The sequence below is a fragment of the Janthinobacterium sp. 64 genome (assembly GCF_002813325.1).
GTDB lineage: Bacteria > Pseudomonadota > Gammaproteobacteria > Burkholderiales > Burkholderiaceae_D > Janthinobacterium.
Genome location: NZ_PHUG01000001.1, coordinates 3722927 through 3749370 on the forward strand (window position 1 = coordinate 3722927; position 26444 = coordinate 3749370).

Genomic DNA, 26444 nt, shown 5'->3' on the forward strand with positions numbered 1-26444 from the left:
CGATGAACGCCCTCAGCCTCGTGCCCATGTTCATGGTCGGCCTGGCCGGCAGCGTGCACTGCATCGGCATGTGCGGCGGCATCGTGGGCGCCCTGTCGATCAGCGGCGGTGCGCCGGCGGCGCCTGCCCGCCCGGTCATCGCCATCGCCGTGGCGCGCCCCGCATTGCAGACAAGCTTGCAGACTAACGTCTTACGCGTGCTGGCCTACAACGGCGGGCGCATAGGCAGCTACATGCTGGCCGGCGCCCTGGCCGGCAGCCTGGGGGGTGCGGGCATGCTGCACATGGCGTCACTGCAAGTGGCCGGCTACTGGCTGGCCAACCTGATGCTCGTCGCCCTGGGCCTGTACCTGATGGATGCCTGGCGCGGCCTGGCCCACCTGGAAGCGGCCGGCAACGTCGTCTGGCGCCGCGTGCGCCCCCTGTTAAAACCGCTGATGCCGATGGATACGCCACTCAAAGCGCTGGCCGTGGGCGGCCTGTGGGGCTGGGTGCCGTGCGGCATGGTCTACAGCGCCCTGCTGACGGCCATGCTGCAGGGTTCGGCGCTGCAAGGCGCGGCCGCCATGGCCGCCTTCGGCCTGGGCACCTTGCCCATGCTGCTGAGCATGGGTTTACTGGGCACGCGCCTGCGCGCGCAGATGCAGCGCCGTCCCGTGCGCATCGCCAGCGGCTTGCTAGTGCTGGGCTTTGGCCTGCTGGGCCTGCTGCGCGCCGCGAATGGCGTGTCGCTGGGCTGGCTCGACGCCCTGTGCGTCACGGGCCATCCATGAAAAGATGCATGAAAACCAACCTATGAACGCTGTGTTACAACCGTCCGCCTGCTTCCATTGCGGCTTGCCCGTGCCAAGTGGCTCGAACTGGAACGTCACCATCGACGCGCTGCCGCGCGCCATGTGCTGCCCCGGCTGCGAAGCGGTGGCGCAAACCATCGTCGACATCGGCCAGAGCGTGTACTACCGCGACCGCGACGAATACGCCGTCAATGCAGCCGATGCGACCCTGGTGCCGCCCGAGCTGCGCCTGTACAGCAATGACGACGCGCAATTCGCACGCGACGCCAGCAGTTGCGAAGCGACCTTGTCCGTCGAAGGCATACGCTGCGCCGCCTGCGTCTGGCTGATCGAGCGCCAACTGACGCGCCTGCCCGGCGTGCAGGCCGCCAGCCTGAACGTCGCCACCGAGCGCCTGTACGTGCGCTGGAGCCGCGCCGAATGCGAGCCGGGCGACATCCTGCAAGCCGTGCGGCAAGTCGGCTACACGGCGTATCCATATGACGCCGTGCGCCATGGCGAGCGCCTGCAAAAGGCCAGCAAGACCCTGGGCCGCCAGCTGTTCGTGGCGGGCCTGTCGATGATGCAGGTGATGATGTACGTGGCGCCCGCCTACCTGGCCGCCGAGGACGGCACGCTGGACGACAGTATGGCCAGCCTGATGCGCTGGGCCAGCCTGCTGCTCACCTTACCGGCCATCTGCTATTCAGCCATGCCGTTTTTCCAGGGCGCCTGGGCCAGCCTGCGCGCGCGCACCCTGGGCATGGACGTGCCCGTCGCGCTGGGCATCCTGGCGGCCTTCTTCGGCAGCGTGGTGGCGACCTTTACGGGCCGCGGCGAGGTGTATTACGACTCGGCCACGATGTTCATCTTCCTGCTGCTGTGCAGCCGCTATTACGAGCTGCAGGCGCGCCGCAAGGCGGCCTCGGCGCTGGAGCGCTTGCAGCACGCCTTGCCCGCCTCGGCCTCGCTGATGGCGGGCTTTCCCGACCACCGCGCCACCATCCTGGTGCCGGCCGGCACGCTGGATGTGGGCGACATCATTTTGGTCAAACCGGGCGAGGCGATCGCCGCCGACAGCGTCATCATCGAAGGCACGAGCGCGCTCGATTTATCGCTGCTGACGGGTGAGAGCGCGGCCCAGCGGCGCAAGACGGGCGACCAGGTGCCGGGCGGGGCCATCAACGCCAGCGCGGCGTTGATCCTGCGCGTCTTGAAACCGGCGCGCGAAAGCACCTTGTCCGATTTATTGAAACTGATCGAGCGGGCCGGCAGCGGCAAGCCGCAGATCGCACAGTGGGCCGATAAAGTGGCCGCCTGGTTCGTGCTGGGCCTGCTGCTGTTCGCCGTCGCCGTGTTCGCTTTCTGGAGCTGGCACGATGCGTCGCGGGCCTGGCCCGTGGCGATTGCCGTGCTGGTCGTGTCGTGTCCCTGCGCGCTGTCTCTCGCCACGCCGACGGCGCTGGCGGCCGCCACCGACAGCCTGCTGCGGCGCGGCGTCTTGATCGTCCAGCCGCATGTGCTGGAAACCCTGCACCGCGCCACCCACATCGTCTTCGACAAGACGGGCACCCTGACCCTGGGCCGGCCCGTGCTGCAACAGATCGAGGGACTCGGCAGCATGACGGAGGACGCCTGCCTGCAAGTGGCAGCCGCGCTGGAAGCGGGCAGCGCCCATCCGCTGGCGCAGGCGATCCTGACAGCGGCCGAAGGCTTGCCAGGCCAGCAGCCGCGCGCGCATGCGGAACAATTGCAGGAAGTGCAGGGCCAGGGACTCGAAGGCGTGGTCAATGGCGTGCGCTACCGCCTGGGCAATGCGGCCTTTGTCGCCGCCATCGCCGGGCCGCCGCTGGGCGACACGGCCGTCGGCGTGCAGGGCATGACACCGCTGTACCTGGGCATGCAGGGGCGCTGGCTCACGCGCTTTTTACTCAGCGATGCGCTGCGCCCGGAAGCGCGTGAAGTGGTCGCATATTTCCAGCGGCGCGGCAAGCAAGTCGTGCTGCTCAGTGGCGACCAGGAAGCGCTGACGCAAAGCGTGGCGACGGAACTGGGCATCAACACGGCGTGCGGCGAATGCCTGCCCGATGAAAAGCTCGATTTCGTGCAGCAATTGCAGGCGACGGGCGCCGTCGTGGCGATGGTCGGCGACGGCATCAACGACGCCGCCGTGCTGAGCGGCGCCGACGTCTCGTTCGCCATGGGTTCCGGCGCCGCGCTGGCGCAGGCGCATGCGGACACGGTGCTGCTGTCGAGCCAATTGGTTTCCGTGCTCGACACGGCGAAGACGGCGGCGCGCAGCATGCGCATTATCCGCGAAAACCTGGGCTGGGCCACCCTGTACAATCTGACGGCCATCCCGGCCGCCGCGCTGGGTTACCTCAACCCCTGGCTGTCCGGCGTCGGCATGGCTGCCAGCTCGGCGGTCGTCATCGCCAACGCCCTGCGCCTGCGGAAAGCCTGAACATGGAAGCACTGTATCTTCTCATCCCCTTGAGCGTCGTGGTCGTCTTCATCGCGCTGTGGGTGTATTTCACGGCCTCGGACAGCGGCCAGTTCGACGACCTCGTCGGACCGGGCCTGCGCGTGCTGCAGGACGACGATACGCCGCCGGAAGCGGCCGCCCCGCCCGCGCCTCAGCGCGAATAACCTTGCGACCCCGGCCGCGCATCGAAGCGCCGGCCCCACCACGGCAAGAACACGGTGTTGCCACCGCGCGCGCGAAACCACGGCTGTTCGTGGTCGATGGGCCGCACCACGGCCGGCGGCGCCACCACCACGGCTGTCACACTTTCGCTGTCGCTGCTGCCCGCCACCAGCACGGGCCGGCCCACGTGGTTGGCATGGGCGATGGCCAGCGCCACGTTGGTCAGCGCCGTGCCGGCGCCCGTCTCGCCCAGCAAGGCTGGCATATTGAAGGTCTGCTTGTTGAAGTCGAAGTCGGGCAATTGCTGCGTCAGGCTTTGCGCCAGCGGGCCGAGCCGTTCTGACGAGACCGGATAGGTGCTGCCGGCATCGTGGATGACGTAGCCGACGGCGTCGTCGTTCAATTGCGCGTTGCGGGCGGCAGCGTCGATGGCAGCGCTCCACGCCTGCACGGCGCGCGGGGAAGCGCCCTTGCCGGCGGTGAAATCGGCGACCTGGCGCGTGGCGGGAAAACCCAGCCAGGCCAACGGCGCGCGCTCGGTCTTGTAGCCGGGGCCGGCCAGCACCAGCAAGACCATGTTTTCATTGATCTGCTCATCCTTGGGCGGATAACTGGGCGCATCCCAGTTCATCACCCACACCGTCTTGTCGGGATTGGCCTGCAGGTAGGCCAGCCCAGCCGCCAGGGACGTAAAGCCCGAGTTGGCGCCGCCCATGGTGACGCGCACGTCGGGCGGCGTGGCCGTGGTCCATGAATCGGGGAAGGAGGGATTGCCGATGCTGAAGGCGCGCCTGATTGTATCCTGCACATATTCTCCGGCTTCTATGGGATCGAGACGTCCCGCAGGCAGCGCGTATTCGACGCGAATGCCGGCCAGTTCACGGCGCGTGGATTTGTCGGTCAGTGAATGGGCATTGTAAAAATACTCTCTACTGGAAAAATAGATGTCACGAAAGCGATAAATTAACTCGGCAACGTATTGCTGATGGTAGCCTTCAAAAGTTTCGCTACCCGTATTGCCGTACGCAATCATGCCGATCGATTGCACCTTACCAAAACGCACAGGATTCTCTTTCACTTTGCTATCGTCCTTGTTTGGCTTGGCCAGCCCCAGTGTCCACAGCAGTTGCCACTCGGTCGGATAGTCGCGCCGCTGCAGCGGATTGAGCCACTGCACACCGACCACCTGCGCCATGTAGGGTTGCTGTGGCGCGGCGGACTCGACTGCGGCAATCGGTATGGCTACCGGCGCCTTGTTGGCGCAGGCTGATAGCAGCATGGTCAGCATCGTTAGCATCAAAAAACGCTTCATCGCTGCTCCTGTCGAGATTAGCGCGAGTACCCTTGCGACCCCGGCCGCGCATCGAAGCGCCGGCCCCACCACGGTAAAAACACGGTATTGCCGCCGCGTGCGCGAAACCACGGCTGTTCGTGGTCGATGGGCCGCACGACGGCCGGCGGCGCCACCACCACGGCTGTCACACTTTCGCTGTCGCTGCTGCCCGCCACCAGCACGGGCCGGCCCACGTGGTTGGCATGGGCGATGGCCAGCGCCACGTTGGTCAGCGCCGTGCCGGCGCCCGTCTCGCCCAGCAGCGCCGGCATGTTGAACGTCTGACGGTTGAAATCGAAGTCAGGCAATTGCTGCGTCAGGCTTTGCGCCAGCGGGCCTAGCCGTTCTGACGAGGCGGGATAGGTGCTGCCGGCATCGTGGATGACGTAGCCGATGGCGTCGTCATTCAATTGCGCGTTGCGGGCGGCAGCGTCGATGGCAGCGCTCCAGGCCTGCACGGTGCGCGGGGAAGCGCCCTTGTCGGCGGTGAAATCGGCGACCTGGCGCGTGGCGGGAAAGCCCAGCCACGCCAGCGGCGCGCGCTGCGTCTTGTAGCCGGGGCCGGCCAGCACCAGCAAGACCATGTTTTCATTGATCTGCTCATCCTTGGGCGGATAGCTGGGCGCATCCCAGTTCATCACCCACACCGTCTTGTCGGGATTGGCCTGCAGATAGGCCAAGCCCGCCGCCAGGGACGCAAAGCCCGCGTTGGCGCCGCCCATGGTGACGCGCACGTCGGGCGGCGTGGCCGTGGTCCAGGAATCGGGGAAGGAGGGGTTGCCGATGCTGAAGGCATCGGTGATCGTTTCAACGATATATTTTCCCGCCGCGTCCGGAGCAAGGCGTCCAGCCGGCAAGGCATATTCGACGTGAATACCCGCCAGTTCACGCCGCGTGGATTTGTCAGTCAGCGAATGGGCATTGTAAAAATACTCTTTGTTGGAAAAGTAGATATCCCGGAAAAGATAAATCAATTCTTCCACATACTTTTCATGATACCCATTGAATGTTTCCCGCCCCTTGTTGCCGGAAGCGATCATGCCAATCGATTGCACCTTGCCAAAGCGCACAGGGTTCTCTTTCACTTTGCTATCGTCCTTGTTCGGCTTGGCCAGCCCAAGTGTCCACAGCAATTGCCATTCGGTCGGATAGTCGCGTCGCTGCAGGGGATTGAGCCACTGCACGCCCACGACCTGCGCAATGTAAGGCTGCGCGGGCGCAGCAGGGATGACGGCGGCAACCGGTACTGCGACAAGCGCCTTGCTGGCGCAGGCCGAGGTCAGGAAAAGGACGGCAAGCGCCAGCAGGGCTGGCATCAATAATAGTCGTTTCATCAGCAATCCTTCTTCAAGAGGAGCGTCGACTGGAGCGGCCTGCAACATAGACCAGAGTGCGATACCAGACGCAAGACTGAAAACAAATATGCTCCAGCCCAGTCTGCGCGGAAAGGTAGCAATCAAGTTACGCATCAGGAGGTCTCCGGGCGCTTGTACATACGCTCATCCACAATTTCCGAAGGCATGCGCCCTGTGCTGCCATAACTTTGAACCCACGCCAATAACGGCTTTTTTTTAAACAAACCAAGCTTGAAATATTCAAGAAAAATTCTGTTTGAATTACCCCTTTTTTCCAACTCCTTCAACAATCGCCAATCCGCAATCACTCTCAACTCTCGCATCGCCTCCTCGCGGATATGCCCCACCCCAATCGCCACGTCATACGCCAGCGCCTTTTCCGCGTGCTGCGGATTGGTCAGGATGGTGGAATGGTCGGTCGCATGCGTGTCGCAGGTGGCCGCCAGTTGCCCCTGGATTTCCTGCTTGCGCCATTCCAAGTATTCCGGCGTGGCGGTGGACAGGTCGTCTTCCATCATGGCCTTGCCGTCATTGCCGTCCAGCTTCTCGCGGCGGGCCTTCATGCGCAGGCGGGCGTGGTCTTCGTAGCGCAATGCCGCCTCGGTATCGCGGTCGCCCTGCGGCGTGCCGCCCACGCTTGTATCGGCATACGGCTCGCCTGCCGGGCGCGCCTTGCCCGCATGGCGGTGCGTGCCGGGCGGATCGAGATTCTGGTCGAACTGCGGGCTGGGTACGCCAAAGCGCACGGCCTGCGGGGTAAACACTTCCGGCAAGGCGGGCGCCGTCACGGGAATGCGCCAGTCGTCGGGCGGGATGGCGTGGATGGGGATCTTCAGCATCCGCATGAGGGCCGAGGTGGCGGCGGCCGTGCGCCTGGTCGCTGTCCTGCCCGCCTCGCTGCTGCTGGCGCGCGCACCCTTGTTGGGATCATATTTGGAAATCGGCGAATGCGGATGCCAGAAATCGGCGCTGCCCCGTGCGGGCTGGCGATAGTGATTGCTCCAATAATCATAATCGCCGTGCTGGCCAACGGGAAAGCCCTGCGCGAAGACGCGCTGGGTAAACACGCCGTCGCCACGCGTGGCCTTGATCTCTTCGGCGCTGAGACCCAACCAGCCGATGCCCTGGATGGGCGTGGCGGAAATCACCTGGTCGTGCGGATTGCAATACAGGGTGACGCGACCGCGCGTCGTCGGCTGCGGGCCGCAGGCATAGGCGGCCCGGTCCTTGTCCAGGGTGAAATCATGGCGCACGTTGGCGGCCATGCGTGCCAAGGCGGCAGACATGGGCGGCTCCTTGGCCTGGCCACGCACGATGTCGAAAAATGCCGCCAGGGTCTGGCGGCGCGCCTTGCCGCTTTGCCGGCCCGCATTGCCATCGACATCCCTGACTTGCCCCTGCAACCAGCCTTCGGTGTCGTTTCTGCGCAACAGGCTGTACGGAGGATTGCATAAAACATACGTATCGGCCACGCAACGGCCGCTTTTGCCTGCCGCATCTTTCACGTCAGCCATCTTGTTGCCCAGAAACGCGGCCGCCATGCCTACCATATTGCCCTGGCTGTGGCAGACGAGGGTAATCGACACATCGGCCTGCTGCCGGCGAATGGCCGCTACCAGATGCGCCAGGCGCAAAGCCGCCAGCACAAAGTAGGGGCGCGGCGGGCAGGCATACACGATGCGGTCGTTGACGGGATTGAGGTGTTCGATGTGTATCCACAGGAAGAGGGCGTCCGACAAGCCCTCGCCCCACAGATCCGGCAGCGATGAGCAGCCATTCGCGAACGGGCCGCCGCCCCAGTAATCATGTTCGTTCAGGTAGACCGAATCGCCATACGCCTGCAATTCCTTGTCGCTGGCCTTGTAGCCCCAGCGAAACTGGATCACGGGCGAGAAATGCGCTGGCGGCGTGATAAAGGTGCTGGCCGTGTAGTCGGGGTCGACGTAGCCGTCATCGCTCAGTTCGCTCCGATAGCTCACCGGCGTCAGTTGCCCGCCCTGCGCCGTGGCGTGCGCCATGTGCTCGTCGCAGCGCTTCATGCGCGTGTTCAGGCCGGCGCACAGGCCTGCTTCGGCCGCGCGGTACCACTCGCCGTTGGAATTGACGCCATGCACGAAGATGACGATGCCCGGCAACGGCGCCGGCACCAGGCAAGCGAGCTTGCCGTGATCGAACAGGGTCGTGCCATCGGCCTTGCCGACGAGCAGGTCCGCCTGGGCATCCAACGGGTCGCAGCGTTCGGGGTCTTCCATGGCGGGCCTTGGGCATATCTGGACTCGCCACTGTAAGCCCTTGCCGTCATGCATGTGTTACGCCATATCAAGCCAGCTGTTGCAGGGATCTTGCATGGCTTTTTTGACCAGAATTTGACCGAAATATCACTTTATTTCGATGCCAGTTCGCTACGCTTATTTCATCCGGGGAATTTTGATCCACATCAAAGTTTTTTCGCGATCAAACACTTACTCTCTGGCCACCATCATAAATAGTAATTCCAGGGAGAGTCTTTGTGGATCAATCGCTGAACTATAACTACAAGATCGTGAAGCAATTCGCGGTCGCTACTGTGGTATGGGGCATCATCGGCATGCTGGTTGGCGTTATCATCGCCGCTCAGTTGGCCTGGCCTGCCCTGAACCTCGACATACCATGGCTGACATACGGACGCTTGCGTCCGCTGCACACGAATGCGGTGATTTTCGCCTTCGGCATCTGCGGCCTGTTCGCCACCTCGTACTACGTTGTACAACGCACCTGCCAGGTGCGCCTGTTTTCCGACAAACTGGCCGCCTTCACCTTCTGGGGCTGGCAAGCGGTGATCCTGTGCGCCGTCGTCACCCTGCCCATGGGCCTGACGCGCGGCAAGGAATACGCCGAACTGGAATGGCCTATCGCCATCCTCATCGCCGTCGTCTGGATCGCTTACGCCATCGTGTTCTTCGGCACACTGATCAAGCGCAAGGTCAAGCACATCTACGTGGCCAACTGGTTCTTCGGCGCCTACATCCTGGCCGTGACGATTTTGCACGTGGTCAATGGCGCCGTCATGCCAGCCTCGTTCACCAAGTCGTATTCCGCCTATGCGGGCGTACAGGACGCCATGATCCAGTGGTGGTACGGCCATAACGCGGTGGGTTTCATCCTGACCGCCGGCTACCTGGGCATGGTTTACTACTTCATCCCGAAACAGGCCGAGCGCCCCGTGTACTCGTACCGTTTGTCGATCGTCCACTTCTGGGCGCTGATCTTCACCTACATGTGGGCGGGCCCGCATCACCTGCACTACACGGCATTGCCTGACTGGACGCAATCGATCGGCATGGTCTTCTCGCTGGTCCTCCTGGCACCAAGCTGGGGCGGCATGATCAACGGCATCATGACCCTGTCGGGCGCCTGGCACAAGCTGCGCACCGATCCGATCCTGAAATTCATGATCGTCTCGCTGTCGTTCTACGGCATCGCCACCTTCGAAGGTCCGATGATGTCGATCAAGACCATCAACTCGCTGTCGCACTACACCGACTGGACCGTTGCCCACGTGCATGCGGGCGCCCTGGGCTGGGTGGGCTTCATCACCATGGGTTCGATCTACTATCTGCTGCCACGCCTGGCGGGCCGCACGCAGATGCACAGCACGCGTCTGGTCGACGTGCACTTCTGGGTGGCCACCATCGGCATCGTGCTGTACATCGCCGCAATGTGGATCGCCGGCGTGATGCAGGGCCTGATGTGGCGTGCGGTCAATCCGGACGGCACCCTGACCTACACCTTTGTCGAGAGCGTGAAAGCAACGTATCCGTACTACGTGGTGCGCGTGGCCGGTGGCCTGCTGTACCTGTCGGGTATGTGCATCATGGGCTACAACACCTGGATGACCTTGCGCGGCAGCAAACTCCCCGTCGCCCGCATTCCAGAACTGAACGCGGCGCACGCCTGATAGGAGCGAAAGCAAATGAAATTTTCACATGCATGGATTGAGAGAAACCCCTGGCTGCTGATCGCCCTGGTCACGGTAGTGATCAGCATCGGCGGCGCCGTCGAGATCGTTCCCCTGTTCTTCCAGAAGAGCACGACGGAGCCGGTCGCCGGCCTGAAGCCGTATTCGCCGCTGCGCCTGGCGGGCCGCGACATTTACGTGCGCGAAGGCTGCTACAACTGCCACTCGCAGATGGTGCGTCCGCTGCGCGCGGAAACGGAACGCTATGGCCACTATTCGGTCGCTGGCGAGTTCGTCTACGACCGTCCGTTCCAGTGGGGTTCCAAGCGCACGGGGCCGGATCTGGCCCGCGTGGGCGCCCGCTACAGCGACGAATGGCACCGCACGCACTTGAACAACCCGCGCGACGTGGTGCCCGAGTCGAACATGCCGGCCTACCCATGGCTGGCGAAGACCAAGCTGGTGCCTGACGACATCATGCCGAAGATGCGCGCCCTGCAACGCCTGGGCCAGCCGTACAGCGATGCGGAAATCACCGCCGGCCCGGCGCAGCTGCAGGACAAGACGGAAGAAGACGCCCTGGTCGCCTATCTGCAAGGCCTCGGTACATTAATCAAAACAAGGAATTAGCATGGCAATCGAAAACCTGTTTGACAGCGCCAGCAGCGTCATGACGGTGGTTTCCTTTACGACGTTCGTAGGCATCCTGTGGTGGACGTTCAGCCGCAGCAACAGCGACTTCGACGCGGCGGCGCGCCTGCCGTTCGACGACGAAGCGCTCGACTACGCGGCCGATGCCGCACCGGCACAAGGGGAGCGCAACCATGGCTGACTTTACCAATGGCTTCTGGAATATCTACATCGTCGTGTTGTCCTTGCTGGGCATCATCGGCTGCGGCGTGCTGCTGTACTCGCAGTCGAAAATCAAAGTGGTCGAAGGCGCGCCTGCCGACGGCACCACGGGCCACGTCTGGGACGAGGACTTGAAGGAACTCAACACGCCGATGCCGCGCTGGTGGATGTGGTTGTTCTACATCACCATCGTCTTCGCCCTGGCGTATCTGTTCCTGTATCCGGGCCTGGGCAACTATGCCGGCAGCCTGGGCTGGAAATCGACGGGCCAGTACGAGGAAGAGCTGAAGAAGGCGGAAGCCGACTACGGTCCCCTGTTCAACAAGTACCTGAGCCAGGACATCAAGACGGTGGCGGCCGATCCGCAGGCACTGGCCATCGGCCAGCGCTTGTTCCTGACCTACTGCGCGCAATGCCACGGTTCGGATGCGCGCGGCAACAAGGGCTTCCCCAACCTGACCGACAAGGACTGGCTGTATGGCGGTGAACCCGACATCATCAAGACCACCATCCTGCATGGCCGCAATGGGCAGATGCCACCGATGGGCGCCGCCCTGGGCTCCGAAAAGGATGTCGAGAACGTGGCCCATTACGTGCTGAGCCTGTCCGGTTCCACCTCGGACCCCGTCAAATCCGTGCTGGGCAAGGCCAAGTTCGGCGCCTGCATGGCCTGTCATGGCGCCGATGCGAAGGGCAATCAGATGCTCGGTTCGCCTAACCTGACGGACAAGATCTGGCTGTACGGCGGCAGTGCTGATACCATCATGGAAACCGTACGCAAGGGACGCAGCAACACCATGCCGGCCTTCAGCGATTTCCTCGGCGAGTCCAAGGTCCACGTGCTGTCAGCCTATGTCTGGAGCCTGTCGAATCCCCAGACGCCCGTGAAATGATGTAATGGAACCTCAAGTCATCAAGATGTATGCGGCCCGCGAGCAGATCTACCCTCGCGAGGCCAAAGGACGCTACGCTACCTGGCGATGGGTATGCGTATGGCTTACCCAGCTGGCGTTCTACGGCTTGCCGTGGTTGACCTGGAATGGCAGGCAAGCCCTGCTGTTCGATTTGACCACGCGCAAGTTCTACATTTTCGGCGTCGTGCTGTGGCCCCAGGATTTCATCTATCTGGCGGCCCTGCTGATCATCTGTGCGTATTTGTTGTTCCTCGTCACGGCCATTGCCGGGCGGGTGTGGTGCGGGTTCTCTTGCCCGCAAACGGTATACACGGAAATCTTCCTGTGGGTCGAACGCCGTATCGAGGGCACGCGCAGCGCGCGCATGGCCCTCGACAAGCAGGGACCCTCCGTGCGCAAGGCCTTCAAGAAGACGGCCAAGCACCTGGCATGGGGCGCCATCGCCCTGTGGACGGGCTTTACCTTTGTCGGCTACTTCACGCCGATCAAGGAACTGGCGCGCGAGGTGACCACCCTCAATTTCGGTCCCTGGGAATGGTTCTGGGTCTTGTTCTACAGCCTGGCAACCTACGGCAACGCGGGCTGGCTGCGCGAGCAGGTGTGCAAATACATGTGCCCCTACGCGCGCTTCCAGAGCGCCATGTTCGACCAGGACACCCTGATCATCACCTACGATGCCAAGCGCGGCGAACCGCGTGGCGCCATCAGCAAGAAGGCTGGCAACAACGACAAGCTGGGCGACTGCATCGACTGCACCCTGTGCGTGCAGGTGTGTCCGACCGGCATCGATATCCGCAACGGCCTGCAGTATGAATGCATCGGCTGCGCCGCCTGCGTCGATGCCTGCAACAGCGTGATGGACAAGGTCGACCGGCCGCGGGGACTGGTACGCTACAGTACCGACCATGCGATGGAAAACAACTTCAGTTCGAAGCAGATACGCCAGCGCGCCATGCGCCCGCGCGTCTTGATCTACACTTCCATCCTGGCCCTGATCATCATCGCCGTGTGTACCTCGCTGGCGCTGCGCACGCCCCTGAAAATGGACGTGATCCGCGACCGCGGTTCGATGGGACGCGAAGTGGAAGACGGCATGATCGAAAACGTCTACCGCTTGCAGATCATGAACACCTCCGAGCAAAGCCAGCATTTCAAGATCAGCGCTTCCGGTTTGCCGGGCCTGACCTTGCTGACGCGCGAAGAAGTGACCTTGCAGCCGACGGAAACGCTGGGTTGGCCGATCCGCCTGCGCGTACCGCACGGCGTGGGCGAGAAGGGTTCGAACAAGATTGCGATCGAACTGCAATCGCTGGACGACCCATCGCTGCATGTGCGTGAAAGCGCGGTATTCATCGTGCCGCGGTGATGTTGATTCGGGGTCGGACCCTCTGGGTCCGACCCCGGTATGTCGCCGTAGGGGTAGCATCAAACATGCGTTAGCTTTACTGTATTTTCAACCCAGAAGCAAAAGCTGGGGTCAGACCCAAAGGGTCTGACCCCAAGGAGAACAAAATGTCCGACAGTCTGAAACTGCAAGCCCCCGCTGCCCCGTGGTACAAGCATCGCTGGCCTTGGCTGCTGATGATCGGTCCCGGCCTGTCCGTGGTCGTCGGCAGTTTCATGGGCTATATCGCGTTTACGCAGCCCGATGCGCTGGTGGTGGGCGACTATTACAAGCAGGGCAAGGCAATCAACCAGGATTTGAAGCGCGACACGATCGCCAGCGACCTGGCGATGGATACCAGCCTGTCCTATGATGTGGCGTCAGCGCGCCTGAGTGGTTCCGTGCACAGCTTCGGCAAGGCTTACCAGGGTCCGCTGCAGCTGCACCTGGCGCATGCGACCCTGCCGGAAAAGGATATCAAGCTGCTGGTGCAGCCCGATGCGGCCGGCAATTTTTCCGTAGCGCTGCCGATGCTCGAGCGCAGCCGCTGGCAGGTACTGGTAGAAAACGACAAACGCGAGTGGCGCCTGTCCGGCATCTGGACCTGGCCGCTGCAGCGCAGCATCGCGCTGCACGCCGATGAAGAGCTGTAAGCCTTATTTACAGACGTCCGTGCCGGCGGTAATAGCTTTTAATTTGGCGGGCTGCAAGATCTCGATCTCGCGATTGGAGACGCGCAGCCAGCCTTCCTTCTTGAATTTCGACAATAAACGGCTGACGCTCTCGATGGTCAGCCCCAGGTAATTGCCGATTTCCTCGCGCGACATGCGCAGCTGGAATTTGCTGGGCGAATAACCGCGCGCTTCATAGCGCGAGGCCAGGTTGACGATAAAGGCGGCAAAACGCTGGGTCGCCTGCATATTGCCCAGCAACAGCATGACGCTTTGCTCGCGCGTGATTTCCTGGCTCATCATGCGATGGAAATGGCGCAACAGGGTCGGCATATTGCCCAGCAATTGTTCCAGGCTGGAAAACGGAATTTCACACACTTCGCTGTCTTCCAGCGCCACCGCATTACAGTGGTGGCGGTCGGCGCTGATGGCGTCCATGCCCAGCAGTTCACCCGCCATCTGGAAACCCGTCACCTGCTCTTCGCCGCCCGGATTGATCTGGTAGGTCTTGAAGTGCCCCAGGCGGATCGCATACAGGTTCTGGAACGAGTCGCCGATGCGGAACAGCGAGGCACCGCGCACGATCTTGCGGCGGCGGCCGATAATCTGGTCCAGCCTGTCCATGTCGCCCACATCGAGGCCCATTGGCAGGCACAATTGATGCATGCTGCAGGTCGAGCATCGCGCACGCAACGCTTCCACGGTCACGGTGGGCATGGTGGGAGTGAGTAGCGCTTCAGTCATGTCGGTACCTTTTAGAAAATGCAATAACAAGTTTACTGCATACAGGGTTGCCGTGTGCCAATTTCACTGCATTTCCGCTCAATAAACGACGTTCTGACTTTGATTATATGGCAACATCGTCAAAAGCCCATGCGGGGCGGGCAATTTGCGTGGTGCCGCTTGCCAAGCTGGGGCATTGATAGGAAAATTCCTGACAGCATTATCTGCCGCCTGTAGCGCCCGGTACTGAAAAGGAAATCATGAAGCCTCTCGGCATCAAAGCAAAAGTCGCGCTGGCCACCAGCCTGACCTCGATCGCCATGATCGCGCTGGTCACCATGCTACAGGTACAGCGCATGCGCGCCGACTTCACGCGAGTACTGGTGAGCCAGCAGTCTGCCCTGATCACCCGCACCGCTGCCGAACTCGACGACAAGCTGGGCATGCTGCTGCAGATCGTCACGCTGACGGCCAGGCAGCAGCCGCCGGCATTGATCGCCCAGCCCGCCCAATTGCGCGAATACTATTCGCGCCGCTCGATGCTGGTACTGTTCGACGACGTGCTGGTGCTCGATGCGCAAGGCGCCGTCGTCGCTGACATGCCGCTAGTCACGGGCCGCGCCGGCATCAACGTGGCCGAGCGCGAATATTTCCAGACCGTCTTGCGCACGCGCCAGCCCATGATCACCGAGCCGATGCTGGGCAAATCGAGCGGCATGCCCATCGTGCAGATGGTGGCGCCCGTGCTCACGGCCGATGGCCAGGTGGCCGGCGTGGTGATCGGCGTGCTGCGCCTGTACAAAGACAACTTGCTGGGCCGTTTGCGCACGGAAAAGATCGGCAAGAGCGGCTATTACTTCATCCTCACGCGCGGCGCCGTGCCGCGTTACGTGCTGCACCCCGATACCAGCCGCTTGCTGCAGCCGCGCCTGCCGAACGCCAACCGGACAACCACCGAGTTGCTGAAGCAAGATGGCGAAGGCAGCATGGTCAGCACCAACAGCCGCGGCATCACGGCCGTCAACAGCTTCAAGCGCCTGAAATCGGTGAACTGGCTGCTGGCCGCCTCGCTGCCCCTCGACGATGCCTTCGAACCGTTCGATGGCGTGCTCTACCGGCTGGTGCTGTGGAGCACCCTCGCCTCGCTGCTGGCCGCGTTTGTTCTGGGCTGGGTCACCGTGCGCCTGCTGTCGCCGCTGGTGCGCCTGCGCGACACCTTGCTGGCCCTGCGTACCAGCGGCAGCCGCTTCACCCCCGTGCCGGTGCAGCAGCGCGACGAAATCGGCGAACTGACGGAAGCGTTCAACGGCCTGATGAGCGAACGCGACCGCCTGCAGCAGGAACTCGAAGCGCGCGCGGCGGAACTGGAACAGGAGCGCGACCGGGCCGAGGCGGCCAACCGGGCAAAGAGCGATTTCGTGGCCAACATGAGCCATGAAATCCGCACGCCCCTCAATGCCGTGCTGGGCATGGTGTACTTATTGGGCAATACCAGGCTCGATACGGAACAGCGCAAGTATCTGACCATGGTGCGCGTGGCGGGCCAGTCGCTGCTGGGCATCCTCAACGATGTGCTCGACTATTCGAAGATCGAGGCGCGCCGCATGGAATTGTCGCCCGTCGAATTCGACCTCGACGAGGTCATGAACACGCTGGCCACGACGATGACGATGAATGCGGGCGAAAAGGAGCTGGAACTGGCCATCGCCGTCGAGCCCGACGTGCCGCGGCGCCTGGTGGGCGACGCCCAGCGCCTGCAGCAAATTCTCGTCAACCTGGCCGGCAACGCCATCAAGTTCACGGAAAGCGGCGAAGTGGTGGTGGCCGTCAGCCTGGCCGAGAGCAAGAGCGAGAGCGGCCGCGCCTGGCTGCGCTTCGAAGTGCGCGACACGGGCATCGGCATGACGGAACTGCAGCAACAGCAACTGTTTGCCGCATTTTCGCAGGGTGACCAGAGCATCACGCGGCGCTTCGGCGGCACGGGCCTGGGCCTGGCCATCAGCAAGCAGCTGATCCACATGATGGGCGGCGACATCGCCGTGGCCAGCAGCGAAGGCAAGGGCAGCCGCTTCTGGTTCAGCGTGCCCTTCGAGATGCTGGCGCAGCCGGCCGAAACGCGGCGCACGCCGGCCCTGGGCCAGCTGCGCCTGCTGGTGGCCGACGACAACCGCACCACGCGCGAACTGATCGTCAAGCTGATCGAGGCCTGGGGCTGGCTGGCCGACGAAGTGGACTCCGGCTTTGCCGCCATCGAACTGTACCGCGAACGCCTGGCGCAGCAGCAACCGTACGACGTGGTGCTGGCCGACTGGCACATGCCCGTCATGGACGGCCTGGCCACGGCCAAGGCCATCCGCCAGGCGGCCAGCGGCCAGCGCCAGCCCATCGTGGTGATGGTCAACGCCTTCGCCCGCAACCACCTGGAAGAAATCTCCAGCGCGGCCGAGGCCGATGTCGTGCTGATGAAGCCGATCACGGGTTCGAGCCTGTTCGACGCCCTGCACCAGGCGCTGATCGCCAAGAACGACGGCGGCGAACAGCGCATCCTGCACCAGCCGCTGGGTACGGAACTGGCCGGCGTGCATTTCCTGCTGGTGGAAGACAATCATTTGAACCAGGCCGTGGCGCGCGGCATCCTCGAACACATGGGCGCCACCCTGGACGTGGTCGGCGACGGCTTGCAAGCCGTGGAACGGCTGCGCACGGAAGCGCTGCGCTACGATATCGTGCTGATGGACATGCAAATGCCCGTCATGGACGGCTTCAGCGCGACCCACATCATCCGCACGGAACTGCGCTTGAACTTGCCCGTGATCGCCATGACCGCCGGCGTGCTGGCGTCCGAGCGCGAGCGCTGCATGACGGCAGGCATCAGCGACTTCATCGCCAAGCCCGTGGTGGTGGAAGAGATGATGGCAGTCATCCTGCGCCACCTGCCCAAGCGCCCGCCCGTGCAGACGGCCGAGCCGGTGACTGTTGCCGATGAGGAAGTATTTTCCATGGCGCCGCTGATGCGCGTGATGGGCCGCGATGCGAAGGGGCGCGGCGTGCTGCGGCGCATGGTGGAAGACGCCCTGAACAAGGGCATGACGCCCGTGCGCGACGCCGAAACCGCGTTGCAATCGGGCCGCCACAGCGACGTGGCGCGCATCCTGCACGGCGTGCGCGGCTCCGTCGGCACCCTGGGCACGAAACGCCTGATCCGCGCCGCGTTCGCCACCGAGGAAGCCATCGACGCGGGCCGCCTGGACGAGGTGCCGGCGCTGCTGGCGCACACGGCGCAGGAGCTGGAACTGGTGCTGGCGGCGGCGGCGAATTGGTTGTCCAGGCTGAAGGATTAAGCTCGCTTGAACCCAAGAGATAAATGCCGGGGTCGTACCCTCAGGGTACGACCCCAGTCCTTGCTTTGGGTTTAGGCGGGCACGCCCAGAATCACGCTCGACGCCTTGAACATCGCCGTCACGCTGCTGCCGATGGCGATGCCCAGATCGGTACTGCTCTGATTCGTGATGATGGCGGCAATCGTGCCGCCGCGCGGCAAGTCCAGCACCACTTCCGTATTGACGGCGCCCGTCTGCACGCGCGTCACGGTGCCGGCCAATTGGTTGCGCGCCGAAAAGCGCGCCCCTTCGCTGTCGGCCACGAGGATGATCGACGAGGCCTTGATCAGCGCAAACGCTTCCGCGCCCGGCGCCAGGCCCAGGCTCTCGCTGCTGCCCTGCGTGACGATGGCAACGATGTGCTGGCCACCGGGCAACTCCAGGGTCACTTCATCGTTGACGGCGCCCTGTTTCAGTTCGGCCACCTTGCCCAGGAATTGATTGCGTGCCGTGGTTTTCATGGCCATTCTCCGTATGAGTAACAAATCGTCGGCGATGCCTTCCGCCTGGCTGCCCAGCTGGCGCAGGTAGCGCGCATGCTCGCGCTCGATGATGCGAAAATTGTCGACCAGCTGGCGCCCACGCTGCGTCAGCCGCGTGCCGCCGCCACCCTTGCCGCCCGTCAAGCGCTCCACCAGCGGCTCGCCAGCCAGGTTGTTCATCGCGTCGATGGCATCCCAGGCCGCCTTGTAGCTCATCTTGACGAGCTTGGCCGCCTGCGTGATGGAGCCGCACTCGGCGATGGCGCCCAGCAATTCCACCCTGCCGGCGCCGCCCAGATTTTCTCCGCCCACCGTCATCCATACCGAACCTTGCAGGCCGATTTCCGCTGCCGCTGATTTATCCAATGCGTTCACCCAATGCCATGTGGTCTTCCCTGTTATCGATCTGTCCGTCGCGCAAGTACAGCACGTGTTCGCCCAGGATGCGCGCATCTTCCGGATCATGGGTGATCAGGATCATGGGCACGTCCAGGCGCTGCTGCCACTGGCTCAGTTCCAGGCGCATTTTGACACGCAGCGCCGGATCGAGGGCGGCAAATGGCTCGTCGAGCAGCAGCGCGCTCGGTTCGGCCACGAGTGCCCTCGCCAGCGCCACCCGCTGGCGCTGGCCTCCGGACAACTCGTCGGGGAACTGATGCGCCAGTTCCTGCAAGTGGAAAGCATCGAGCCAATGCTCGACCTTCTGCAATTTTTCGCGCGCGCGCGGATTGAACCAGCCCCGGCTCAGGCCAAAACCCACGTTCTGGCGCACCGTCAGGTGCGGGAACAGCGCGTAATCCTGGAACAGGTAGGCGACATTGCGCTGCTGCGGCGGCAAATTGATGCCGGCGGCCGAATCGAACAGGGTGCGTCCATTCAGGCGGATATGGCCTTCGTCCGGCGTAAAGAGTCCGGCAATGGCTTTCAACGTCATGCTCTTGCCAGCGCCGGAGGGGCCATACACGGCGATGCGCTGGCTGGTCGAGGTGCATTGCACGTGCATGTCGAAGCGGCGTTTTCCGGAGTGCAAGGTGGCGCGAATGTCGAGGTCGAGTTGCATGGGCGTCATCCTCAGCGTCCTTTGTGCGCGACGCGCCCGGGCGCCAGGCGGCCAGCCGACAGCAGCACCACGATGCAGACAACCGAGATGATCACGACCAGCGTATTGGCCACGTCATCCTGGCCCGCCTGCACGGCTTCATACACGGCCACCGACAGGGTCTGCGTCTTGCCGGGGATGCTGCCGGCCACCATCAGCGTGGCGCCGAATTCGCCCAGCGCGCGCACAAAACCCAGCAGCACGCCGGCGAGGATGCCGCGCCAGGCCAGCGGCAAAGTCACGCGGAAAAAGATGGCCATTTCCGAGATGCCCAGCACGCTGGCCGCCTGCTCCAGTTGCCCGTCGACGGCCTCGAAGGCGGCGCGCGCGGGCTTGAAGACGAGGGGAAAGGCCACCACGGTGGAAGCGATGACGGCGCCCTGCCAGGTAAAGATGAGGTTGATGCCGAAGTTGTCCTGCAGCCAGATGCCCAAGGTGCCGCGCCGGCCCAGCAGCACCAGCAGGTAATAGCCGAGCACGGTGGGCGGCATCACCATCGGCAGGGTCAAGAGGGCGTCGAGCAGCTCGCGCCCGGGAAAACGCGTGCGCGCCAGCAGATAGCCCGTACCGATGCCGAGCAACAAATTGAGCGCCGTGGCCCAGGCCGCTACTTTGAGCGACAGGGCCAGCGCGGTCCAGGCGATATCCATGTGCCGTCGTTTGCTTTATGGCTTTTTAAATCCGTACTTGGCGAGGATGGCTTGCGCCGGCGCCGTCTGCAGGTAGCTGACGAAGCGCTTCGCTTCGGCCGCATTGCCGCTGCCCTTGATGGTGGCGATCGGGTACAGCACGGGTGCGTCCAGAGGCACCTCCAGCACCACGTTGACCTTGTCTTTCATGATGGCCGCGTCGGTGGCGTAGACAAAGCCCGCGTCGACTTCGCCGCGCGCCACATAGTCGAGCGACTGGCGCACGTTCTGCGTGCCGATGGCTTTAGGTTGCACGGCGTCCCACAGCTTGGCCTTCTTCAGCGCGCCTTCGGAGTAACGGCCGACGGGCACGCTGGCCGGGTTGGCGATCGCCACGCGGGTCACGCCCTTGTGCGTCAGATCGGTCAGGCTCTTGATGCCCAGCTTGCTATCGTGCGGCACGATCAGCACCAGGCTGTTGCCGACGAAATCCTGGCGGTCGGCCGGCAGCACCAGGCCCTGCTTTTGCGCCGCATCCATGGTTTCCTGGTCGGCCGAAGCAAACACATCCACGGGCGCGCCCTTGACGATCTGCTGCAGCAGCACGCCCGAGGCGGCAAAGTTCAAGGACACCTTGCTGCCCGGATATTGCGCCTCATAACTTTGCGCAGCCTCCTTGAACGCATTCGTCAGGCTGGCCGCAGCCGACACCACCACTTCGCCGGCAACGGCGGAGGTGGCGGCGCTAGCGAGCAGAGCGGTGCCAAGCAGGCGGGCGAGGGAGGTGAGGCGCATGATCGTATCCTTGTAAAGTGAACGGTGAACAAGGAGCGTAATATACACGCATATACAACGTTCTGCCATGGCGCAAGTCAAGACGGCTGAACTTGCTTCAAGCGCAGTCTTAAGCGGCCACTTTCTCACTGTCCAGGTCATCCTTGCGCCGCGCATAGCGCTGCGCAATCACGGCGCAAATCATCAATTGAATCTGGTGAAACAGCATCAGCGGCAAAATCACCATGCCCAGCGAATGCGTGGCAAACAGCACCTTGGCCATCGGTACGCCGCTGGCCAGGCTTTTCTTCGAACCGCAAAAGACGATGGCGATCTCGTCTTCCTTGTTAAAACCCAGGCGGCGGCTGATGAACGTCATCAGGCCCAGGACCAGCGCCAGCAGCAAGATGCTGAACACGCCCAGCGCCACCAGCGTTTCCACCGAAATCGTGTGCCACAGGCCTTCGCTGACGGCTTCGCTGAAGGCCGTGTAGACCACCAGCAAGATTGAACCCTGGTCAACGTATTTCAGGGTGGCTTTATGGCGGTCGACCCAGCGACCGATCCAGCGGCGCAGGAACTGGCCAGCCAGGAAGGGCAGCAGCAGCTGCATGACGATGGACAGCACGGCATCGACCGACGACTTGCTTGCCCCGCCTTTCGCCACCAGCAAGCCGACCAGGATGGGGGCAAGAAAAATGCCGATGAAATTCGAGGCCGAGGCGCTGCAGATGGCGGCCGGCACATTGCCGCGCGCCATGGCCGTCAGCGCGATCGACGACTGCACGGTCGACGGCAGGGCGCACAGAAACAAGATGCCCACGTACAACTCGGGTGTGAGAAAAGTCAGCGCCAGCGGCCGCAGGGCCAGGCCCAGCAAGGGAAACAAAATGAACGTGCTAGCCAGCACCAGCAAATGCAGGCGCCAATGCATGACGCCGGCCACCACGGCTTCGCGCGACAGCTTGGCGCCATGCAGGAAGAACAGGGCGCCGATGGCGACGGTGGTGACGTGGCCGAAGACCACGGCCGTCTGGCCCGTGCAGGGCAGGAAACTGGCCAGCGCCACGGTGACGAGCAGGGCGATGGTGAAATTATCGGGTTTCAGATTGCGCAACAGGGCAGCGGGAGAAAAAGAAGACATGCGGTAGCCTGGTAGCGGCCCAGCCTTGCAACACTGCGCCATGGATGACAAAAAGCGCCGGAAACGGCGCCAGTGCTGGCTATTCTAACCCTATTGCCGAGCTACCTGCCTGTCAGCTGGCGTGGCTTGTGGACACAATGGCACAAAAAAATGCCCTGTCCGCAGACAGGGCAACCCGGAGTAAAGTACAGCGCGAGGCGTTACCGCGAGGGGATTAACCGGCGGCTTTGACTTTCAGCTCGTTCTTGATTTCTTTCACGCCGCTCACGGAAGCGACGATCTGCACGACGCGGTCACCCGCTTCGGCACTCGGCACGTCGCCCGACAGGACGACCACACCTTGCTGGGTTGCTACCTTGACTGGCAGGGCAGCGGCTTGCGCATCGGCGCTCAGGGCGGCCTTGGCCGAGGAAGTGATGGTTTCATCAGGGACGGCAGCGGCAGCGTTGGCGGCCACGACGGTGTCAGCAGGAGCTTGTGCTTTTGGGGCGGAGTCAGCTGCATGCGAAGCGGTGATCGAGGCGCCCGACAGAACGATAGCGGCAACCAGGGTATTGAACAGTTTCGATGTTTGCATGGTAGTTCCTCTCAATGAAGTTAAAAGCTTCTTACTTGGCTATAGCAATAAACAGCAACACTATGAAGCGTCACATCTACCCATACAGCAAGCACCGTGCCAGCTTTTAATTTCCCTTCAAAATCAATAACTTACATTCGACATCGATTTTTCCAGCGCGTTTCCGCCGGATCTGGCCCGAAAATCGGGGCTTTTTGTCGCCAGACAGCGACAAGGTCTCGCAACAATATCAATGTTTTAAGATAAGTCGTTGATTATGAATACTTTATTTTTGTCGCTATTCAGCGACAGGGTCGCCATCGCCGCGGAACAGGGCCGGCGTCAGCTCGTATTTCTGTAATAAACGGTAGAACTCCGTGCGGTTGCGGTCGGCCAGGCGGGCCGCGTCGGCCACGTTGCCATCCGTCAGGCGCAGCAATTGAATCAGGTAGTCGCGCTCGAAGCGCTGCTTGGCTTCGTTGTAGCTGAGCGCTTCCAGGGACGGCACGCGCAGGGCCCGCTGCACCAGCGACAAGGGCACCAGCAGCGCCGTCGCCAGCGCGCACACTTGCTCAACGACATTGACCAGCTGGCGCACATTGCCGGGCCATGGCGCGCTGACCAAGGCCGTGAGGGCATCGGGCGCGAAACCATTCAAGGGTTTTTGATACTTGGCCGCCAGCTTCTGCAGGAAATGGTTCGCCAGCAGGGAGATATCTTCGCGGCGCTCGGCCAGCGGCGGCAAGGTCAATGTCACCACGTTGAGGCGGTAATACAGGTCTTCGCGAAATTGCCCCTCGGTCATCGCCACGTCGAGGTCGCGGTGCGTGGCGGACAGCAAGCGCACGTCCACCGGCCGCGTCTGGTCCGCGCCGACGGGCCGCACGGCCCGCTCCTGCAGCACGCGCAGCAGTTTCACCTGCAGCGGCAGCGGCATGTCGCCGATCTCGTCCAAAAACAGGGTGCCGCCATCGGCCGCCTGGAACAAGCCTTCGCGGTTGCCGACGGCGCCCGTAAACGAGCCCTTCACGTGGCCGAACAATTCCGATTCCAGCAGTTGCTCGGGAATGGCGCCGCAGTTGACGGCGATGAACGGCGCCTTGGCGCGGCGGCTGGCGTTGTGCAGCGCGCGCGCCAGCAACTCCTTGCCCGTGCCACTGGGGCCACGGATCAAAATGCTGGCATCGGACCCGGCCACCAGCTTGGCCTCGGCCAGCAGCTCGGCCATCTGTGAACTACGGCTGATCAGCTCGGCACGCCAGCTTTCGTCACCGGACGCTGGCGCCGGCATGACGGTGGACAAGTTAATCGCATATGCCACTTTTTCCATGAGCAGCTTGCCGTCGAACGGTTTCGTCAGATACGCAAACGCGCCGCGCGCCGTCGCCTCGACGGCGTCGGGAATGGTGCCGTGGGCTGTGAGCAAGATGACGGGCAGGGCCGCATGCTGGCGGCGGATTTCATCGAACAGGGCCAGGCCGTCGCGGCCCGGCAATTGCACGTCGGTAATGACCAGGGCCGGCAATTCCACGGCCAGGCGCGCCAGCGCCGCTTCCGCGCTGCCCACGGCCGTCACGCGATAATTGCCCGCCTTCAGGCGGATGGTCAGCAGGCGCAGCAGGTCGGGGTCGTCGTCGACCAACAAGATGTGGGCGTGCTCGCTCATTTCGGCGCTCCCGCGGCAGGGCGCACGGACAGGCTGCGCTCGATGTTTTTCAGTGCTTCGAGTTTTTCATTGAGCAAGTCGTTGCGGCGCTGGGCGTCGCGCAGCTGCCCGTTGAGCTTGTCGATGCTCTCGTCCTGGCGGCGCAGTTCCGCATACTGGCTGCCCAGCAATTGCGCCAGCGGCGCCAGCAGTTGCGCGTCCTTGCCCGTGGCCGTGGCCAGCGGTTCCAGCAACGCTTGCGCGCGGGCCAGGTCGCCGGGGCCGCGCAAGGCCGCTTGCAGCATGGCGCGGCGTAGCGTGTTGTGCGGCGCATGGTCGGCCTTCGCCAGGTCCAGCTGCGCTTTCACCAGGTCCGACGGCGTCATCAGGCGCAAGGCGCTTTGATACGCGAGCAGTTCGGTCAGCTGGGGGTCCATCACCACCACCACGCGCGGCGGCGTTTGCACCAGCACGGGCGTCTGGGTGGAAGGCTTGGCGGCGCAAGCGCCCAAGAGCAATGCACAGGCGGCCATGCCGGCCAGGGAAATTCTCGTCATCATAAGGGCAGTTCTATCCGAAAATGCGCGCCGGCGGGGCGCGGTAAAAGAGTGACGCTGCCATCGTGGGCGGCGATATATTCGCGCACGATGGACAGGCCGATGCCATTGCCGTTGCGCGCGCCGGCCGCCTGGCGCACTCCCTGGTAAAACGGTTCAAAAATACGCGCGGCATCCTCGGGCGCCACGCCGGCGCCCTCGTCGATGCAGTCGATGCGCACGCGGCGGCCTTCGATGGACAAGCTAAAGCGCACGGTGCCGCCTTCCGGGCTGAAGCGCACGGCATTCGACAGCAGATTCGCCAGGGCGGTGGCCAGCTTGTCGCGGTCGGCTTGCACGATCAGGGATACGCCCTGCACCTCGACCGTCAAACGGCGCGCCAGCCATTGCAGGCGCTGCCCGGCCACCACATCTTGCAGCAAGACGAGCAAATCGACCTTGCTGTGCGCCAGATGCTGGGCGTCAAAAGCGGCGGTATTGTAGCGCAGCAAGTCCTCGATTTGCGTTTGCAGGGACGCCGTGTTTTGCTGCAGGATGCCGGCGATTTCGCGCTGGCTATCGCTGAGCTTGCCCGCCACCTCATCTTCCAGCAAGGCCACGCCTTCGCGCAGGGCCGCCAGCGGGGTTTTCAGCTCATGCGAAATGTGGCGCAGAAAACGTTCCTTGTCGGCATCAAGATCGGCCAGACGCTGGCGCAGCCAGTCGAGCTGCTGGCCCAGGCGGCGCGTGTCGGCCGGGCCGCCGACGACGATGGGCTGGTCGTAGCGCTTGTCGCCGAGGCGCCCGATGGCCGTCTCGATGCGGCGCAACGGGCGCGACAATAGAAAACCGAAGCAGGTGGCCAGCACGGCTGCCAGCAGCACGGCGCCGCCGACCAGCATGCCCAGCACGCGGCGCTGGCGCTCCAGCTCGGCCAGCAGGGCATCGTTGCGGCTGCCGATTTCCGTCTTGCTGTCGCGCGCCAGGCGGTCATTGATCTGCGCCATGCGGGCAAACGCGCGGTACACGACGGCATGGCCATCGCGCTTGCGGCGCTTGCCGGCTTGTAAAACTTCCCAGGCCGATTGCGCCTGCGCAGTCCATTCGTCGGCCAGCTGCGGAGCGAACTCGGGCGTGGCCCGGTTCAGCACTTGCAGCGCCGCCGTCGCTTCGTCGCGGGCCGCCGCGTAGCGTTCGCGGAACACGGGATCATCGAGCACGAGGAACTGGCGCGCGCTGCGCTCCATGGCCAGGGTGCGCTCGGACAGGCGCTGCGACTGTTCCGTCAGGGCAATCGCCTGCGCGGCCGTCTCGCGCCCCAGCCGCGCCAAGTGTTCCAGGGTCAGCAAGGCTTGCACGGAGGTGGCCGTCAAAATGCCCGTCGTCAAAATGAAGGCGGCAAATAACAGTTGGCGAAAGGAAAGTCGGGACAAGATAGGCGCCTTCGGTTCAGTCTGGGTGACAAAAGGCGCATGGTACGCTAAGCGTTCATTCGCAGACGCCACCCACCCGCGAATGATCAATTTTGCAACACTGTCGCTTTTCCGGCCGCCAGCAAGGCCCCGTCGGCGGCGCGCGAATACTCCTAGTACAATAGGGAAAAACTTCAC

The 26444-nt window shown here is 63.2% G+C and carries 23 protein-coding genes; 10 read left to right on the plus strand and 13 right to left on the minus strand.

The features are described from left to right. Positions 1-2: 2 nt before the first annotated feature. Genes CLU91_RS16350 through ccoS form a run of 3 tightly spaced genes read left to right on the plus strand, consistent with a single transcriptional unit; the run spans position 3 to position 3422 of the window. Entirely contained in the window at positions 3-773 is a 771-nt protein-coding gene (locus tag CLU91_RS16350) for a sulfite exporter TauE/SafE family protein (RefSeq protein WP_100875001.1), read from the plus strand. A gap of 22 nt (positions 774-795) precedes the next feature. Then, the gene (locus CLU91_RS16355; protein WP_100875002.1) at positions 796-3237 is read left to right on the plus strand and encodes a heavy metal translocating P-type ATPase; all 2442 of its coding nucleotides are present in this window, start codon (positions 796-798) and stop codon (positions 3235-3237) included. A gap of 2 nt (positions 3238-3239) precedes the next feature. After that, the gene (gene ccoS, locus CLU91_RS16360; RefSeq protein WP_100875003.1) at positions 3240-3422 is read left to right on the plus strand and encodes a cbb3-type cytochrome oxidase assembly protein CcoS; all 183 of its coding nucleotides are present in this window, start codon (positions 3240-3242) and stop codon (positions 3420-3422) included. On the opposite strand, the gene CLU91_RS16365 is transcribed toward ccoS, so the two are convergent. Genes CLU91_RS16365 through CLU91_RS16375 form a run of 3 tightly spaced genes read right to left on the minus strand, consistent with a single transcriptional unit; the run spans position 3410 to position 8360 of the window. Continuing rightward, on the minus strand, positions 3410-4732 hold the full coding sequence (locus CLU91_RS16365) for a hypothetical protein (RefSeq protein ID WP_198521346.1): 1323 nt from the start codon (positions 4730-4732) through the stop codon (positions 3410-3412). The genes ccoS and CLU91_RS16365 overlap by 13 nt on opposite strands. Positions 4733-4749: 17 nt before the next feature. Then, positions 4750-6222 (minus strand): virulence factor, encoded by a 1473-nt coding sequence (locus tag CLU91_RS16370; protein ID WP_198521347.1) that lies wholly within the window; start codon positions 6220-6222, stop codon positions 4750-4752. Beyond that, positions 6222-8360: a T6SS effector phospholipase Tle3 domain-containing protein gene (locus tag CLU91_RS16375; RefSeq protein ID WP_100875004.1), complete on the minus strand. Its 2139-nt coding sequence runs from the start codon at positions 8358-8360 to the stop codon at positions 6222-6224. The genes CLU91_RS16370 and CLU91_RS16375 overlap by 1 nt, the downstream gene beginning before the upstream one ends. 257 nt (positions 8361-8617) lie before the next feature. Here CLU91_RS16375 and ccoN point away from each other — a divergent pair, with 257 nt between their 5' ends. The 6 genes from ccoN to CLU91_RS16405 all read left to right on the plus strand — a co-directional run bounded on the left by ccoN (position 8618) and on the right by CLU91_RS16405 (position 13848). Further along, positions 8618-10045 carry a cytochrome-c oxidase, cbb3-type subunit I gene (gene ccoN / locus CLU91_RS16380; RefSeq protein WP_071080091.1) on the plus strand — a complete coding sequence of 476 codons (1428 nt, stop codon included), beginning with the start codon at positions 8618-8620 and terminating at the stop codon, positions 10043-10045. A 15-nt stretch (positions 10046-10060) separates the two neighbouring features. Next, positions 10061-10675 (plus strand): cytochrome-c oxidase, cbb3-type subunit II, encoded by a 615-nt coding sequence (gene ccoO / locus CLU91_RS16385; RefSeq protein WP_100875005.1) that lies wholly within the window; start codon positions 10061-10063, stop codon positions 10673-10675. 1 nt (position 10676) lies between these two features. After that, positions 10677-10877: a cbb3-type cytochrome oxidase subunit 3 gene (locus tag CLU91_RS16390; protein ID WP_071080089.1), complete on the plus strand. Its 201-nt coding sequence runs from the start codon at positions 10677-10679 to the stop codon at positions 10875-10877. Next, positions 10870-11790: a cytochrome-c oxidase, cbb3-type subunit III gene (gene ccoP, locus CLU91_RS16395; protein ID WP_100875006.1), complete on the plus strand. Its 921-nt coding sequence runs from the start codon at positions 10870-10872 to the stop codon at positions 11788-11790. Before CLU91_RS16390 ends, ccoP begins: the two co-directional genes overlap by 8 nt. A 4-nt stretch (positions 11791-11794) precedes the next feature. Then, positions 11795-13177 carry a cytochrome c oxidase accessory protein CcoG gene (ccoG, locus tag CLU91_RS16400; protein WP_100875007.1) on the plus strand — a complete coding sequence of 461 codons (1383 nt, stop codon included), beginning with the start codon at positions 11795-11797 and terminating at the stop codon, positions 13175-13177. A 146-nt stretch (positions 13178-13323) separates the two neighbouring features. Next, the gene (locus CLU91_RS16405) at positions 13324-13848 is read left to right on the plus strand and encodes a FixH family protein (RefSeq protein WP_100875008.1); all 525 of its coding nucleotides are present in this window, start codon (positions 13324-13326) and stop codon (positions 13846-13848) included. Positions 13849-13851: 3 nt separating this feature from the next. On the opposite strand, the gene fnr is transcribed toward CLU91_RS16405, so the two are convergent. Then, complete coding sequence (gene fnr / locus CLU91_RS16410; RefSeq protein ID WP_100875009.1) at positions 13852-14610, minus strand: fumarate/nitrate reduction transcriptional regulator Fnr; 759 nt, start codon at positions 14608-14610, stop codon at positions 13852-13854. A 239-nt stretch (positions 14611-14849) separates the two neighbouring features. On the opposite strand from fnr, the gene CLU91_RS16415 reads away from it, so the two are divergent. Continuing rightward, a complete protein-coding gene (locus CLU91_RS16415) occupies positions 14850-17930 on the plus strand; it encodes a hybrid sensor histidine kinase/response regulator (RefSeq protein ID WP_100875010.1) in 3081 nt (1026 codons plus the stop codon). A 71-nt stretch (positions 17931-18001) separates the two neighbouring features. On the opposite strand, the gene CLU91_RS16420 is transcribed toward CLU91_RS16415, so the two are convergent. From CLU91_RS16420 to CLU91_RS16460, 9 genes are all read right to left on the minus strand, one after another. Next, positions 18002-18769 (minus strand): TOBE domain-containing protein, encoded by a 768-nt coding sequence (locus tag CLU91_RS16420; protein WP_100875011.1) that lies wholly within the window; start codon positions 18767-18769, stop codon positions 18002-18004. Positions 18770-18809: 40 nt separating this feature from the next. Continuing rightward, positions 18810-19511 (minus strand): sulfate/molybdate ABC transporter ATP-binding protein, encoded by a 702-nt coding sequence (locus CLU91_RS16425; RefSeq protein WP_100876776.1) that lies wholly within the window; start codon positions 19509-19511, stop codon positions 18810-18812. Positions 19512-19522: 11 nt separating this feature from the next. Further along, on the minus strand, positions 19523-20200 hold the full coding sequence (modB, locus tag CLU91_RS16430; protein WP_100875012.1) for a molybdate ABC transporter permease subunit: 678 nt from the start codon (positions 20198-20200) through the stop codon (positions 19523-19525). 15 nt (positions 20201-20215) lie between these two features. Continuing rightward, positions 20216-20974 (minus strand): molybdate ABC transporter substrate-binding protein, encoded by a 759-nt coding sequence (modA, locus tag CLU91_RS16435; protein WP_100875013.1) that lies wholly within the window; start codon positions 20972-20974, stop codon positions 20216-20218. Positions 20975-21083: 109 nt separating this feature from the next. Next, complete coding sequence (locus CLU91_RS16440) at positions 21084-22097, minus strand: bile acid:sodium symporter family protein (RefSeq protein ID WP_100875014.1); 1014 nt, start codon at positions 22095-22097, stop codon at positions 21084-21086. Between the two features lie 214 nt (positions 22098-22311). Then, complete coding sequence (locus tag CLU91_RS16445) at positions 22312-22674, minus strand: BON domain-containing protein (RefSeq protein WP_034752546.1); 363 nt, start codon at positions 22672-22674, stop codon at positions 22312-22314. Between the two features lie 277 nt (positions 22675-22951). Continuing rightward, positions 22952-24319: a sigma 54-interacting transcriptional regulator gene (locus CLU91_RS16450; protein ID WP_100875015.1), complete on the minus strand. Its 1368-nt coding sequence runs from the start codon at positions 24317-24319 to the stop codon at positions 22952-22954. After that, positions 24316-24858, minus strand: coding sequence for a hypothetical protein (locus CLU91_RS16455; RefSeq protein WP_232730776.1), 543 nt, complete (start codon positions 24856-24858; stop codon positions 24316-24318). The genes CLU91_RS16450 and CLU91_RS16455 overlap by 4 nt, the downstream gene beginning before the upstream one ends. Beyond that, complete coding sequence (locus CLU91_RS16460; protein ID WP_100875016.1) at positions 24855-26267, minus strand: HAMP domain-containing sensor histidine kinase; 1413 nt, start codon at positions 26265-26267, stop codon at positions 24855-24857. Before CLU91_RS16460 ends, CLU91_RS16455 begins: the two co-directional genes overlap by 4 nt. Positions 26268-26444: the final 177 nt, after the last annotated feature.